Origin of the sequence: Aminobacterium sp. MB27-C1 (genome assembly GCF_030908405.1) — a bacterium.
In the GTDB taxonomy this organism is placed as follows: domain Bacteria; phylum Synergistota; class Synergistia; order Synergistales; family Aminobacteriaceae; genus Aminobacterium.
In genome coordinates this window covers 107423-121227 of record NZ_CP133089.1, presented here as the reverse complement: position 1 = coordinate 121227, position 13805 = coordinate 107423, and the positions used below count along the sequence as shown (strand labels likewise).

13 protein-coding genes are annotated in these 13805 nt (G+C 42.9%); 3 read left to right on the top strand and 10 right to left on the bottom strand.

Annotated elements, in window-relative coordinates:
- The first annotated feature begins 102 nt into the window (after window positions 1–102).
- From RBH88_RS00585 to arsM, 3 genes are all read left to right on the top strand, one after another.
- Window positions 103–1176 carry an AI-2E family transporter gene (locus tag RBH88_RS00585; RefSeq protein ID WP_213695497.1) on the top strand — a complete coding sequence of 358 codons (1074 nt, stop codon included), beginning with the start codon at window positions 103–105 and terminating at the stop codon, window positions 1174–1176.
- An 86-nt stretch (window positions 1177–1262) separates the two neighbouring features.
- Window positions 1263–1706 (top strand): MarR family winged helix-turn-helix transcriptional regulator, encoded by a 444-nt coding sequence (locus RBH88_RS00580; RefSeq protein ID WP_307879746.1) that lies wholly within the window; start codon window positions 1263–1265, stop codon window positions 1704–1706.
- A 92-nt stretch (window positions 1707–1798) separates the two neighbouring features.
- Window positions 1799–2611, top strand: a complete 813-nt coding sequence (arsM, locus tag RBH88_RS00575) for an arsenite methyltransferase (RefSeq protein WP_213695498.1) — start codon at window positions 1799–1801, stop codon at window positions 2609–2611.
- 63 nt (window positions 2612–2674) lie between these two features.
- Here arsM and RBH88_RS00570 read toward each other — a convergent pair whose 3' ends face one another.
- From RBH88_RS00570 to RBH88_RS00525, 10 genes are all read right to left on the bottom strand, one after another.
- Complete coding sequence (locus RBH88_RS00570; protein WP_213690484.1) at window positions 2675–3760, bottom strand: NAD/NADP octopine/nopaline dehydrogenase family protein; 1086 nt, start codon at window positions 3758–3760, stop codon at window positions 2675–2677.
- Between the two features lie 14 nt (window positions 3761–3774).
- The gene (locus RBH88_RS00565; protein WP_307879745.1) at window positions 3775–4119 is read right to left on the bottom strand and encodes a GrdX family protein; all 345 of its coding nucleotides are present in this window, start codon (window positions 4117–4119) and stop codon (window positions 3775–3777) included.
- Between the two features lie 2 nt (window positions 4120–4121).
- Window positions 4122–5432 carry a glycine/betaine/sarcosine/D-proline family reductase selenoprotein B gene (locus RBH88_RS00560; protein WP_213695499.1) on the bottom strand — a complete coding sequence of 437 codons (1311 nt, stop codon included), beginning with the start codon at window positions 5430–5432 and terminating at the stop codon, window positions 4122–4124.
- A gap of 11 nt (window positions 5433–5443) precedes the next feature.
- Complete coding sequence (locus tag RBH88_RS00555; protein WP_213690487.1) at window positions 5444–6736, bottom strand: glycine/sarcosine/betaine reductase component B subunit; 1293 nt, start codon at window positions 6734–6736, stop codon at window positions 5444–5446.
- Window positions 6737–6748: 12 nt separating this feature from the next.
- Window positions 6749–8020, bottom strand: a complete 1272-nt coding sequence (locus RBH88_RS00550) for a serine dehydratase subunit alpha family protein (RefSeq protein ID WP_213699169.1) — start codon at window positions 8018–8020, stop codon at window positions 6749–6751.
- Between the two features lie 52 nt (window positions 8021–8072).
- Window positions 8073–9089, bottom strand: coding sequence for a TRAP transporter substrate-binding protein DctP (gene dctP, locus RBH88_RS00545; RefSeq protein WP_307879744.1), 1017 nt, complete (start codon window positions 9087–9089; stop codon window positions 8073–8075).
- A 14-nt stretch (window positions 9090–9103) separates the two neighbouring features.
- Window positions 9104–10711, bottom strand: coding sequence for an L-serine ammonia-lyase, iron-sulfur-dependent, subunit alpha (sdaAA, locus tag RBH88_RS00540; RefSeq protein WP_307879743.1), 1608 nt, complete (start codon window positions 10709–10711; stop codon window positions 9104–9106).
- Between the two features lie 33 nt (window positions 10712–10744).
- Window positions 10745–12049: a TRAP transporter large permease gene (locus RBH88_RS00535; RefSeq protein WP_307879742.1), complete on the bottom strand. Its 1305-nt coding sequence runs from the start codon at window positions 12047–12049 to the stop codon at window positions 10745–10747.
- Window positions 12050–12592, bottom strand: a complete 543-nt coding sequence (locus RBH88_RS00530) for a TRAP transporter small permease (RefSeq protein WP_213690490.1) — start codon at window positions 12590–12592, stop codon at window positions 12050–12052.
- 82 nt (window positions 12593–12674) lie between these two features.
- Window positions 12675–13670 carry an ornithine cyclodeaminase family protein gene (locus RBH88_RS00525; protein ID WP_213690491.1) on the bottom strand — a complete coding sequence of 332 codons (996 nt, stop codon included), beginning with the start codon at window positions 13668–13670 and terminating at the stop codon, window positions 12675–12677.
- Window positions 13671–13805 lie beyond the last annotated feature (135 nt).

Below are 13805 nucleotides of genomic sequence, written 5' to 3'. Positions count from 1 at the left end.
ATGAGGTTTTCCCCTTTCCTCTATTTGTCGCCACGTATCCCTTAAAATAAGGTATGATTTATATATTGGATTTCGAAAGATTATGATCGTTGGAGGCAAATCATGAGTTCTCCTTTTGAAAAAGACAACGGCCAAGATACAAAAGAAAAAGTTCCATTTATTGGTCGATATGGTATACGAAGTCAGATATTTTTCTTGGGCTTTTTAAGTATTGTTGCTGGTGGCATGGTATTACGCTTTGCTAGAGGCGTTGTAATGCCTCTCGTTGTCGCTTGGTTGCTTTCGTATATTTTTAAACCGATTATCCAGACACTTGAGCGCAAAAAAATACCGCCCATCCTTTCGATTACGGCCCTAGTAGCCATCTTCCTTGGACTCTGCCTACTAGGTTTTACCTTCTTATATAGGCGTCTGGTACCTTTCGTAAATGCTTTTCCCTCGTACTACGACCAGTTTTTAGTTCTCGTAGAAGAGATTGGCAAAGCTAATGATATCCCTACAGATTTACTCTTTGAATTTGACTGGGGGAGTCGTCTCACGACGTGGCTTCTGACCCTGCCTGGAACAGCTATTTCTCTCGTGAGCAATTTGTTTCTGGTTATTGTCTTTCTTATTTTTATTTTACTGGGGTCTCCCGCTTCATCTGGGAAGCTTAAAAGAGCATTCTCTCCAGGAACTGCCTATCGATTTCAACATATTATTGATAAAATTTCTAAACAAATAGGGCGTTATTTGGCAACAGCCGTCATTATAAGTTCTTTGACAGGAGTCGCTGTCTGGTTGGCTCTCAAGTTTATAGGCGTTGATTTCTCTGTAAACTGGGGTGTGTTAGCCTTCTTGCTTAACTTTATTCCCTACATCGGTTCTATATTGGCATCAATTCCCCCCATTCTGGTTGCATTGGTAAAGTTTTATCCTGACTTCACACCTGCCATCATAACGAGCATTGCTTTGTTGACTATCCAGGTTGGTATCGGAAATATTTTAGCTCCCAAAGTTATGGGAGATGCTCTCGATATAAATCCTATTATCGTGCTTGTCTCCCTTCTTTTCTGGGGCTGGCTGTGGGGCGGCGTAGGTGCTGTTTTGGCTGTTCCTATTGCTGTGGTTATAAAGATCGTGTGCGAAAATGTTCCTTCTCTTCGTCCCGTAGCAATTATCATGTCATCGAAATAAGAACACACATATTTTTCTAAATACATATTTACAAAAGAGGGCCCCATCTCATATAATTGATTTTATCAACTATATGGAGGTTCTTCATGTTACATCAAACCCAAGATCTGGCAATTTTAATAGAAGACATTGTCTGGCAATTTAGCGGAAAAAGCTTCAACGAAGAGTGTTGTGGCAATCTTTCTTATGGGGAATATCGAGCTCTCTATTTCATTTACCAACACGGGAACATTTCTATATCCGAATTATCAGAAAAACTTGTTCTCACAAAAAGTGGGGGGACTCGCCTTGTAAACAGACTTGAAGAGAAAGAATACGCCGAAAGAAAACGGAACTCAAGGGATGGACGCGTTTGCTGCGTAGGTTTGACAGCCAAGGGGGAAGGAATGGCACAATCACTTCATCAATCTTTTATTTCACGTATCGATAACACATTAAAAACTTTAGATGACCCTCTTCGTGACGTAGTTATTGCCGGATTTAAGATTTTCAAGAAAGCACTCTCAGAAAATGACGAAAATAATATTTGATTATTTCAACCTTAGTTAATTCCAAACACATATTTTGCACAATGAAGCCCTCCAATATAGTACAAAGCTAATACATACTTAGGGGTGAAAACATGTCTGAACAGGCAAAACAAAAAAGTTCCGATGAAATTCGAAGTAAAGTTCGTGAACGATATGCGAAGATCGCTCAAAACCCAAATATGCAATCGGGATGTGCATGTTGCAGCGGTTCCTCTTCCTGTTGCTCAACGTCACCTGAGACTCTTATTTCTAAAGAATTAGGATATTCTTCAGAAGAACTTTCTGTTACTCCAGAAGGCTCAAATATGGGGCTCGGCTGTGGCAACCCCCAAGAGAGTGCAGAGTTACAAGCTGGCGAAGTCGTTTTAGACTTAGGAAGCGGCGGCGGTTTTGACTGCTTTTTAGCAGCCCAAGTTGTCGGTGAGAATGGACATGTGATAGGGGTCGATATGACTCCTGAAATGGTCAGCAAATCCCGCGTAATGGCTGAAGAAGAGGGATATTCCAATGTTGAGTTCAGACTTGGGGAAATAGAACATCTACCTGTGGCTGATGCTTCTATTGATGTCGTTATTTCAAACTGTGTTATTAATCTCTCCCCAGAAAAAGAGCAGGTATTTTCAGAAATATATCGTGTTCTTCGAAAAAATGGGCGTGTAGCTATTGCAGATGTCATAGCATTACAAGAACTTCCCCAAGAAATAAAAAATAATTTAGATGCTTATAGTGGCTGTGTCGCAGGAGCTATTACTGTTCAAGAAGTAGAAGAAATATTAAAACGTGTTGGTTTTAAAAGTTTTAAAATTACTATAAAAGAAGAGAGCCAAGAGTATATAAAAGATTGGTTTCCTGAAAGCGGCGTAGAAAAATTTGTCCGCTCCGCGTATGTTGAAGCAGTAAAATAAAGACAAGAAGGGCCTTGCTCTATTGTTCAGCAAGGCCCTTCTTGCTTTGACTTCATATTCCTTTTATATATTGAGAATTTCTTCGATGGAAAGATCTGCGATTCCCAATGTTTCAAGTGTTGTGCCATTCTTCAAATAATCGACATCGTGAAGTTTGGAAGCCAGATCGATGGCAAGCTTTACTGTTGTAGCATCATATCCTGCCTTCTGGGCAAGAAGATAGGCCGGTACAAGTACACCCGGTACATCTTCTGTCAAATATCTTCCTTTAATATTATGGCCAACTAAATCGACGTAAGGCGACTCCGGACTCTGCACATACTCATAATATGTGTGAGCTTCGTTTTCTCCATAAAACATTTTCAACTGATCAAGAGCGCCTATAAGGTGTACTCCAAGGGCTTTACCAATAGCTATGCGCTCTTTTTCTAACTTTTCCATGATTTTTGCTATTTCAGGAGTAATTCCGTCCATATAGTGCCTGAACCCCTTAGGATTCTTTTCAATGGCACCATAGTTCAAGAGTACTGGGAATGGATGCAACGTAAAATTGATATTGTCAAGATCAATGGCAAGCAGGTTGTCAGCTGGAATATATTCAACATATCCTTCAAAGATGTCTTGAACAATGCGATGTACTTCTTCTGTATCGGATACTGGAGACGTAGCCATCTGTAATTTGAATTTCTTTTTGAAGATCATAACCGTATCGTAGCTGCTGATTCTGCATGCATAAGGCATAGATGCTGTTTCAGAGATAGATACCTTTACATCAATACCTTCCTCTTTCATTATTTTGCGGAATCTGAAACCTGCATAGTTTCCGGGAACAACAACGATATGCTGACCATCTTTAAGATGGGGAAGCATCTTTCTGAAGATAGGTTCATGAGCAAAGGAGGGAACCACGACGAAAAGGACCTTTGCTCCATCCATTGCCTCTTCAATATCCATAGTTACTCCAGATAAAGTTCCTTCTATATTAATATCTCCCTTGAGATGCATCTTTTTCTCTTCGCGAAGACGTTTGTAATCTTCGGTCGCTTCGAGAGGCTCCCACATCACAACATCGTACCCTTTAGCTGCAATCTGTGCGCAAAAAGCCCGTGCTCCATTTCCACTTCCAAGTACTGCAAATTTATGATTCATAGTTAGTCCTCCCCTCAATGTATATGGATCATAGATAGAAATAAATCGAAATCGATAAGACTGTAATCGTCACTTTTCGAGCTATCTGCATCGAACTCTCCACGGGAAAGACGATCTAAAGCATCTTCTATCCAAAGGACTGACCGGACACATATTTCATTGTGGCCTTCTTCAAGGGCAACGGAACGATATGGATTTCTACAGAGGCGGGCGTTACCTGCCAAAGGATGTCCGTAAAGCGTATATCCTGTATAAATGTATCTTTGTGCGGCTTCGAGAACCTGAATCGCCGTACCCTCAACTGACTCTACACATGAATAGGCGCTGATCACCCGAGGATTATTCGATAGAACCAACATAGTTATTCCTCAAAAATTGTTTGTTCTGAAATAGGAGTTGCCAATGCCTTGAGAGCTCTTTCTAGCAGACATTTTCGAATATAGAGTTCTTCTGCGGGCTCTTCAGAAGGAGCACCTACAGGGTAAGGAATAGCTACCCCGCGAATAATCCGATTGGCTCCGACAGTGAAGGCAACAGATGGAATAGCCGTAATAAGCACTGCTGGCAAACCTACGCGTTCAATTTCGCGAGCGAGCGTTGCACCGCAACGAGTGCCTGTTCCTCAGGTTGAAGTGAGAATTACGCCCTGCACCCCTTGGCTCATCAGCATTTCTCCCATTTCTTTTCCATAGCGCTCTGCTGATTTTACGGCGGTAACATTTCCCACAGTTACTGGATATTCATTATGGAGTCGTGCAAAGGCCTTTTCTTTTTCAAGAACCCGTGCTGCGTCAAGAGGTAATACGCGATTGGGATTCTCATTGGCTGGCACTGGATCATATCCGCCATGGGCAACTTCGTAATCGCCCTTTTTCAAGCTTTCAATGCCTTCTATGGAATAGTGACACCACTTAGATGCGTTATGAGCTTCAATACGATCAGGGTTGCCGCGAGGAACTATTCCTCCCTCCGTACCTATGGCAATGATTGCGTCACTCATATCAGAGACAGGCGGAGCCGGAGGAACTGTATCAAAAACCGGCATGGGGAGCTCTGTTGTGAAGGACTCGTTATTCATTTTCTTAACGAGCATATCCACTGCCCGACGAGAACCTCTTTTAGCTTTACGAACGTTTATCCGTATGCCCCTCGGAATGTATCCCTCTTCTTCCGGGCCGCCAATAGGCTCTTTATTGAGCACTTTGTCAGCAAGGCGAATCATTTTAGGCACAACTGATGAGATTTCTCGCGCCGAGTCGCCCGTTTCGACAATAAACATATCTTTCTTGGCAATATCAACGCCAGGATTAACTGGATGCATTGCACTTATTGCCGGAATACCCAATTCCGTTATAACTGCCTGACATAAAGTTCCACATGAAGTGCCATAACGACCAGCAGCAAAAGCGGGACCTGCAATAAACAGATCTGGATTTTCTTCTTTAATCCATTCAAGAACCTTTGCTTTTACTTCTTCAAGGTTTTCTGCCGCGTAGTTATCTCCGCAAATAATGGTTTTCACGATAACGTAGCGATTATTCGATGCAAGTTGAAAAACGTTACCAATACCTACTGGATCGTTTGTCGCAAAAGGAGGAATACCAGCTTTGTCTTCCCCTCCTATTTGTCCGAAGAATTGATTCATGTAATGAACTACTCTAACCTTAGTCATCGTCTGTCCTCCTATATGGCCCAAGTGGTGAGGTTTTCTGTTCCTAATTCGTTCGTCGACCCCATGATGCCAGCTATTTCCATAGCAACTGACCCATCAGGAAGCAAACTTCCCGAATGACCGCCAGTAATTACATCAACACATTCAATGTGCCCAATAACTTCATCCATAGGAGGAAGAATTACTCGCTCATTACCGTTTCCATTCGTCACAACAGCATCAGCTTCAGGCGTTACATCGGCGAGACCGGCAGAAGCGCCATCAGAGCCAGCATATTCATCTGTCACCAACACAGTTTTTATGCCATTCTTTTCAAAGAGTCTCGTGAGCATCATAAGATCAGCTTCAGGATTGCCGCCTCCATCTTCAGAGACAATGGCTCCTTCCGCTCCTATCATCTGAGCTATCTTAAAAACCTGATTACAGATTCTTTCCTTTTCCACAAAAGCAGTACGAACAGGTGCAACGATAACTCCAAGAAATGTTATTTTTTTCTCGTGTTCAGAGAGAAGGTCTTCTATAATGGGATTGTTCTGGTGGTGGTAAGTGGTGTGCTTGTGGCAGGGGGCCGCACAGTTTCCGCTTACCACTGCTCCGTCCATAAGCTCCGTTGGATTCATAAGCACAGGAAGACACCCCTGGGCATTGAGTCCATAAAAGTAATTGTCATGAAGCAGGCCCTGAGCGATGGTCTGACAAATATAGACGACCTTTGGTAATGCAGCATTGCTACCTAGAAGTTCAAGTAATGTTGCTGCAGGATATTCTGCCTCTTCATATTCCCCGAAATTTTTAACAGCTTCGGCAATGAAGCGAGCAGCTTTCACTCCGCCGTTCCGTACACTTCGTTCATGTTCATGTTTTCCCAGGCCAGGAACGGGCTCGAAGAGAAGCACAATATTATTTTTCTTCGAAAAGACACTATACTCTGCCCCTTTGCCAGACATGTCGATAAGCCCTTCCTGAAAATTGACAAGTTTTCCTGACGTTACGATGGCAGCACCATCAAGGACAATAGTCGTTCCTCGACCAGAAATAAAATCGGGATCACAAAAAAAGCCCGGGAAGGTGTATGTCTTTTCGTCTAATTTTGTCCGTGGTTCAATCACATCTTTTACAGGAACTATTCGTTTGCTTTCCCCGGGCCTCGCCAACTTAACATCAACACTTTGAAGCTGTTTATCTTCGAGCAGAAGAGAGATGAGTTCTTCTTTATTGATAAAAAGCGTTTTTCCCTGAATTTCTGTAACTGAACCAAATTGCACGTCTGCTACTTTAATTCGTCTCAGCTTCAAGGTTTCCATCTTTTACTCCTCCTAAGCCTGTTCGCGTTCAATAATGGCGCGACACATTTCTTCGTCGGCAGGTGCCATACCCCTTCTCGCTATTCGGCCAAGAATAGCTATAGTGTCATCTGCCCTTTCACAGACAAGGCCATCGCCTGGACGAATGGATATATCGTTCATTGCAAGATATGCAGATTCGATAGCCGTCCCTACTGCATTTGCCAATTTCATTGCACAACCAAGTTTTGCTCCATCGCATAAAACTCCGCCAATACTTCCCACAACGGTATTAATGGCCTTTTCGACCTGTTCGAAAGAACCGCCTAATTCCACCACCATACCTGCTGCTACACCCAATCCTGCTGCTATTGCACAGGCACACATGGGAGAAAGACGACCAATATGACTCTTCAGATAAATCGTTACAAGAAAGCTCAAGGCGAGTGCTCGAATGAGAACTTCTTGGTTCGCTTCAAGTTCGCGAGCCATAACAACGAGAGGAAGGGAAGCTGTAATGCCAACATTTCCACTGGTCGCACAACTCATGGCAGGCAAGCCTACCCCGTCCATACGGGCATCTGATGCAGCTGCAGTAAGGGCTTTTGCCTTAGTTATCGAATTGGCGTAAGGATAATCAAGAAAACCTTGACCAAAACGACCGCCTGCCTGCTGCTCAAGGCCAGCAAGAGCCAGGCTTTCATTCATGGAAATGGCATTATGGAGGAAGTATAAATTCTCAACAGGTTCATTTAAAGCAAATGTATAAAGATCTTTAAGGACGTAAGAAAGAATAGCGTCTTTTGAATAATCGGAAGAGGCCTTTTCTTCTACAGGTTTGCTTAATATCGTTTCATCGTTAGCTTTGACAAGAACTACATTTGTATGCGTTTTGACGATGACTGCTTGACCAATGCCCTTTGTAGTTTTTACGCTAGCATCAATGTAGAGACCGACTTCTTTACGACTCCAATCAATAGAAATAAGAGTTTTAGGTAACATATCAACAGCTTTTTTTTCATCTTCTTCTGTCACGTTATGCAAAACTTCAAGTCCAGCCTCAGCGTCGCCAGCTACAGCACCAAGAGATGCTGCAATGTCGAGTCCCATAAGTTTTGTTCCAGGAATACCTACAGCGATGGAATTTTTATACGTATCTCTATCCATTACAACAGTGACAGACTCAACTTCTCCACCAACAGCTGCACGAGCAACACTTGTCGCAAAAGAAACAGAGGTTGGACCAGTACATCCAAGCGCAGGATTAACTTCTTTTTTAAGAATAGTCAGCAACGATTCAGCCATGATACTTCCTCCTTGAAAAGCAGGGGCTTGAAGCCCCTGCCTAAAACATTTACTAATCGAGAACGAGTTTTACTGCCTCGTCGAAATTCTTTTCTCCCAATATTTTTCTCATCTCGGGCCATACTTTTTCACGTGCGTTCTGAGTCAAAACTCCTAGCTCTTCTCCGCTTAAACGTATAACGTTGATTCCGTAATCTTCCATACGTTTCTCATTGGCAGCCTGATCTGCTTCAGCCTGAGCTACTCGGCGATTTTCCATTTCAAGAGCCAATTTGGAGATAAGTGCCTGATCTTCTTTGGAAAGAGAGTTCCAAAGCTCCATATTCATAATGAGATACCACTGTTCAAAATGTGTATTTGATGGAACGTAGCATTTGATAATGTCACGGAAATTTGCATAATAGCCTTCAGCACCAGCACCAAAAGCACCATCAACGATACCTGTCTGCAAAGCTGTAAATGTTTCTGCAAATGCAAGAGGAGTTGCCATATATCCCTGTGCATCAGCTAACAATTCAAAAGCCTTTTGAGTCGGGACACGAACCTTCAACCCCTTGGATACTGAAGGATCTCCAGGTTTGTTAGGTTCTTTCATAAGAGCAGTTCCACCAAAATAGACTGGCCATACGCTAATAATTTTGAGATCCTGTTTGGCATATCTTTCAGCAGCCCAATTCATAAGAGGCGTACCGCTTACATAGTTTTTCTTAACGCCTTCCCAGTCACTAACAATATAAGGAAGGTTAAGAATCTGAAGCATTTTATCAGCGGTTGTAACAACTGGCTGAATAGCCATTTCTACAGCGCCTACACTGACTCTCTCGTGTACAACGGTGTAATCGCCAAGCTGAGCATTATCAAATATCTGAAGCTTGATACGACCATTGGATTCCTGCTCTAATTTCTCTGCAAACCATTTCACATCTTTGTCAATTGCCGTATCTGCCGGGCGGATATGAGAGATTTTCCACGTATACGATTTTTCTTTAGCCATAGCCTGCCCACCGACCATAGAGAGAGCTGCGAAAACAAAAGAAATCCCCAACAACGCTGCAAAAAACTTTTTCACTGTTACCGCCTCCTTTATGATTTGTGACTCTTTGCTGCCAATTTTGCGAACCATTTTTCTTTAAGCTTCTCCGCTGTAGGCGTTGAAGCCAAACCACCACGCATACTTCCCCTTAATTCAACAGGTAGAAGCTTTTGAACATTGATGAGAGCACCTACTACTTCGTCTGGCGGAATGATGCTTTCTATGCCCGCAACCGCCATATCGCCAGCTGCATATGCGTTAGCAACACCAATGGCATTACGCTTGATACACGGAATTTCTACTGGTCCAGCTACGGGATCGCAGATAAGCCCCAGAATGTTTTTCAAGGCCAGAGATGCTGCATGTACAATCTGACTCTCTGATCCGCCAGAAAGCTGTGCCAACGCAGATGCAGTCATAGCCGAAGCAACACCAATCTCTGACTGGCACCCACCTAGCGCGCCGGAAACAGGAGCTCTCATAGCAATTAAGGCTCCGACCATTGCTGCAACGAGCAAAGCATCTTCTATCTGAGAGCTTTCTGAATTCAAGTACTCCGCTGCTGTGAAGAGAGCCCCTGACAACACTCCACATGATCCGGCCGTTGGCGCTGCCACAACACACCCCATACACCCATTGAGAGTCATTACTCCTAATGCTCTTGCTATGGATTTGCCAACTGTAGGTCCAGACAGAGCCCGTTTTTGTTCCACTAATTTCATAAGCTTCAAACCTTCATCATGAGGCATAAGATTTCCCAGTAGAGTCAAATTTTCTTTCATCCCATCAGAAACTGATTGACTCATAACCTTCCATGCATCTTGAATTTTTGAGCGTATAAACTCTTTTGTCAGACCACTTCTTTTTGTTTCGTAGGCTATGGCAGCTTCAGCTAAAGATATCTGGTGCGATGAAGCGTAATCGATCCATCCCTGAAATGAGGAGAAAAGAGGCATATCGTCTTTCAATTTATAATCAAGCAAGCTAGAAAGAGAAAATACTCTCTTAATCCCCGTAACCTTTTCCAGTTCATTGAGTTGTTCTTTTTTTAAACTCTTTTCTGTAAGGCAGGTATATAAACAATCCTTAACATTTGAATCAGAAGAAACGCTCTTCTCGCAAGAGATAACAGAGACTTTTAAAACCTCCGAAAGCGTTTTTATTGAAAAATCACTTTCGGCAATAAAGACAACTCCGTCTTCACTTCCACGTAAAGAGATCGGGTATCCTTCCAACTCTGTCATGAGAATCTCGCCACCACCGACTGAGATTCCAACAACACGAACAGAATGCTTTTTATCGGTTAGCAGCATATCTACTGTGTTAGGATTCCTCTCTGACAGTGGTTCCAGGTGATAAGATACGGGGATATTTTTTTGCTCCGCAATAGCCAAAGCATCACCTATCTCAGGCGAATCCTCATGCATACCAAGTAAGCCACCAACTATGGCAGAGTCACTCATGTGCCCTTTATAGGTTTCAGCCAGCGCCCCGTAGAAAAAGAGGTCTACTTTTTCCGGTTCTCCTCCAAGAAAGGAACATCCCATACGTCCAATGCGAAGAACTCCTGCTGTATGAGAACTTGAAGGTCCGGTCATTATGGGACCGAGTGAATCAAAAAGACTAACGAGTCTCGTTCGATTTCGACAAAGGGTCACGCTTTTCACTCTCCTTTACAAACACGGCACTTACTACTGCACATACCCCATGAGACCAGGCAGGAAGAGCGATAGCGCCGGCCAAAATGTCGTAAGGATCATCACAGGTACATACCCTAACAGGAGGAAAGTCATGGCAGGTCGCAATATTTCTACGAACTCCACATTACCTATTTTCATTCCCAGATAGAGAATGCTTGCATAGGGAGGGGTAACACCGCCAACTGCAAGATTAACTCCGAGAATTGAAGCAAAGTGAATCGGATGAATTCCAATGGCCTGAGCCAGAGGTAAAAGCAGAGGGGCAACCAGAATAACTCCCGTAAGGTCGTTAACTATCATTCCGATAAAGAAAAGAAGGAAATTAATAAGAATTAAAAGTATGACCTTACTCTGGGTAATTCCGAACATGGCTTTGACAATAGCCTGAGGAATTTGCAGCATAACAAAGGTTTGACTCAACATGAGGCTGCACAAGATCATAACCATGATTGATCCTACCGAGATAGCGGAATCTCTGGCCACTTCGTAATAATTTTTAGCTTTAAGACCTTTATAAATCAAAAATCCTACTGGGATAGCATAGATAACGGCAACTGCCGCCGCTTCTGTAGGAGTCATAATGCCTCCATAGATACCGCCAAGAATAATAACGGGCATCATAAGAGCAGGTAAGGCCTTCCAACCACGACGGGCTATTTCGCGTACCTTTTCTTCTTTTTTAAGTTCAGGTTCCAGTTTAAGAGGAAAATGCTTGGCCCATACAAGGTTGATTACAGAAAAAAGAATGGTGACAAGAATTCCGGGACCAACTGTCGCTAAAAAGCACGCTAATATCGACGTTTCTGTTACCCACCCATAAACGATCATAATGACGCTTGGAGGAATAAGAAGTCCCAAAATTGAAGAGTCGGTAACTAGTGCTGTTGCATATCCTCTTGGATACCCCTGCTCGACCATGCGTGGAATGAGAATGGGGCCAGTTGCTGCAACACCCGTAAAGCCACTGCCTGAAATAGCTCCAATAATGGCACAGCTTATAGCGGCTACAACACCTAAACCACCACGTACTCGTCCGACAAAAACATCAACTAAGTCAAGAAGATATTTCGCAATGCCACTTTGACTCATGAGGCTTCCTGCAAAGATAAATAGAGGAACACACAAAAGAACTGGACTTAAAATTTGTTGCAACCCCCACATCATCATACCTTTCATTGAAACTCCGCCGACAATACTCATATACATGAGGGCTCCACCAAAGCAGAAAGGCAAAGGCACTCCAAAGGAGAGGAATACAACAAGAATAAGCAACGCTACAAGTGCAACAGATATCATTTAAAAAACCTCCTCTTCCGTTTGGGCCAACATATCTTTGGGTGTGTGGACAAAACTATTGAGGTGTTCTAAAAATTCAAGAACGGTGTAAAAAGTCATACAAGCCATGCTTATAAAAACCAAAGCTTCAGACCATATCATGGGGATAAAAAGAGTTGGACTCTCTTTTTGCACTCTCAACGCATATTTAAGATAGTCATATCCCCAGTAGGAAAGCCAGATAAGAACGATCCCACTTAAAACAGAAGCAACAGTTCGTACTAAATAGATTGTTTTTTGTTTTTTCATAAAAACTTCAAGCACGCGGGCTACTATTTGATTCTTATCAGCTGAAGCTTTGATGGAGCCTATGAGGTAGGCCCATGTGGTAGGAAAAAGAAGCAATTCCTCTATTCCCATAAGAGGCGCTTTAAATACGTATCTTAAAACAACCTGGCCAAAAACGAGAATAGCAATAAACGACATAAGGAAAACAAGTACCATATCTTGGGCTTGTCCCGCCCAATGCAAAATATTGCTAAAAAGGCCCTTCGGTTCAGACATGTAATTCCCTCCCCTCTCGACTTTTTAAATATGGGTGTCACACTCGCCATATGACACCCATCATGCATTGTGACGCTACTTGTTACACGAATTCATACGTCCCTCCAATGTTATTCTTACGTGCGCGCTCAAGAACAACAGAAGCAACGCCAATATCCATAGCACCTGTTCCAATAGGAATACAAAGGATTTTTTCACCGTCAGCAACTGATGCCTTTTTCTTCCCTGCGGCCAGTTCGCCAATGGTAGAATAAATGTCTTTTTCTGTAATTCTTCCGGCTATACCGAGCTCGGCAAGGGCTCCACGGTGAAGGGTCTGTCCAATGTGATCAACAATGATCTTATCAGCGTTTAATATGCAATCGTTGTCACATTCCTGGTAAGAGCCCATGGGGAAAAGCAATTTGCCTGGTTTAAACCACTCATTTTTAAAGAATTTTTCTTTAGACTGAGTTACACAAACTGCTACGTCACCACCATCGGCAGCCTCTTCAGGTGTTTCGGCAATGTGAATTTTTCCTTTCACATATGGCTCCATATCAGAAGCGTAACGCTCTGCAGAAGCTTTGCTAATGTCGTATACACGTACTTCCTCTAAATCGAAAAGTTCAGAAATAGCCATTGTCTGGGTATGTCCCTGCATTCCGGCTCCATAAAGGCTTAAACGAAGAGATTTTTTGGGATAAAGATATTTGAGGGAAACAGCAGTTTGCGCACCGGTACGCATATTTGTAATATAAGATCCGTCTAATACAGCCGTAAAGTTGCCCATTTGGGGATTAATAAGCATAATAAGAGAGGTAATATAGGGAAGGCCAGCCTTTTTACGTTCTCCTAGGAAACCTCCGGCCCATTTTATGCCTGCCGTGTCTGACCATCCGACGTAAGCTGGCATAGCGTTCATAAATCCGCTATATGGTGGGAATGGTGCCGTTTCTCCGAGATCAAGGTTAACTTTTGTGGGGTTTACAACAGTTCCATCGCCCATACCTTGGAAGGTTTTGTCGCAGGCTTCTACTACGTCTTTCATTGTGATAAGCTCTTTGATTTCATCTTGGCTCAATAACAACGTTTTCATAGAGTCTTCCCCCTTCATTGTAGTTTAATGATATTTTTGCTTTACTGATTGTAAAAGGTGCCGTATAGTAACAATGTTCTTCTGCACTGCTGTTGAACAATTGAACATTATCACAGTCATTTAATAACGTCAATA

What these genes read in the sequence shown, in the direction of transcription:
- RBH88_RS00585 (WP_213695497.1), top strand. Translation starts at nt 103, where the DNA reads ATGAGTTCTCCTTTTGAAAAAGACAACGGCCAAGATACAAAAGAAAAA.
- RBH88_RS00580 (WP_307879746.1), top strand. Translation starts at nt 1,263, where the DNA reads ATGTTACATCAAACCCAAGATCTGGCAATTTTAATAGAAGACATTGTC.
- arsM (WP_213695498.1), top strand. Translation starts at nt 1,799, where the DNA reads ATGTCTGAACAGGCAAAACAAAAAAGTTCCGATGAAATTCGAAGTAAA.
- RBH88_RS00570 (WP_213690484.1), bottom strand. Translation starts at nt 3,760, where the DNA reads ATGAATCATAAATTTGCAGTACTTGGAAGTGGAAATGGAGCACGGGCT.
- RBH88_RS00565 (WP_307879745.1), bottom strand. Translation starts at nt 4,119, where the DNA reads ATGTTGGTTCTATCGAATAATCCTCGGGTGATCAGCGCCTATTCATGT.
- RBH88_RS00555 (WP_213690487.1), bottom strand. Translation starts at nt 6,736, where the DNA reads ATGGAAACCTTGAAGCTGAGACGAATTAAAGTAGCAGACGTGCAATTT.
- RBH88_RS00550 (WP_213699169.1), bottom strand. Translation starts at nt 8,020, where the DNA reads ATGGCTGAATCGTTGCTGACTATTCTTAAAAAAGAAGTTAATCCTGCG.
- RBH88_RS00535 (WP_307879742.1), bottom strand. Translation starts at nt 12,049, where the DNA reads ATGATATCTGTTGCACTTGTAGCGTTGCTTATTCTTGTTGTATTCCTC.
- RBH88_RS00530 (WP_213690490.1), bottom strand. Translation starts at nt 12,592, where the DNA reads ATGTCTGAACCGAAGGGCCTTTTTAGCAATATTTTGCATTGGGCGGGA.
- RBH88_RS00525 (WP_213690491.1), bottom strand. Translation starts at nt 13,670, where the DNA reads ATGAAAACGTTGTTATTGAGCCAAGATGAAATCAAAGAGCTTATCACA.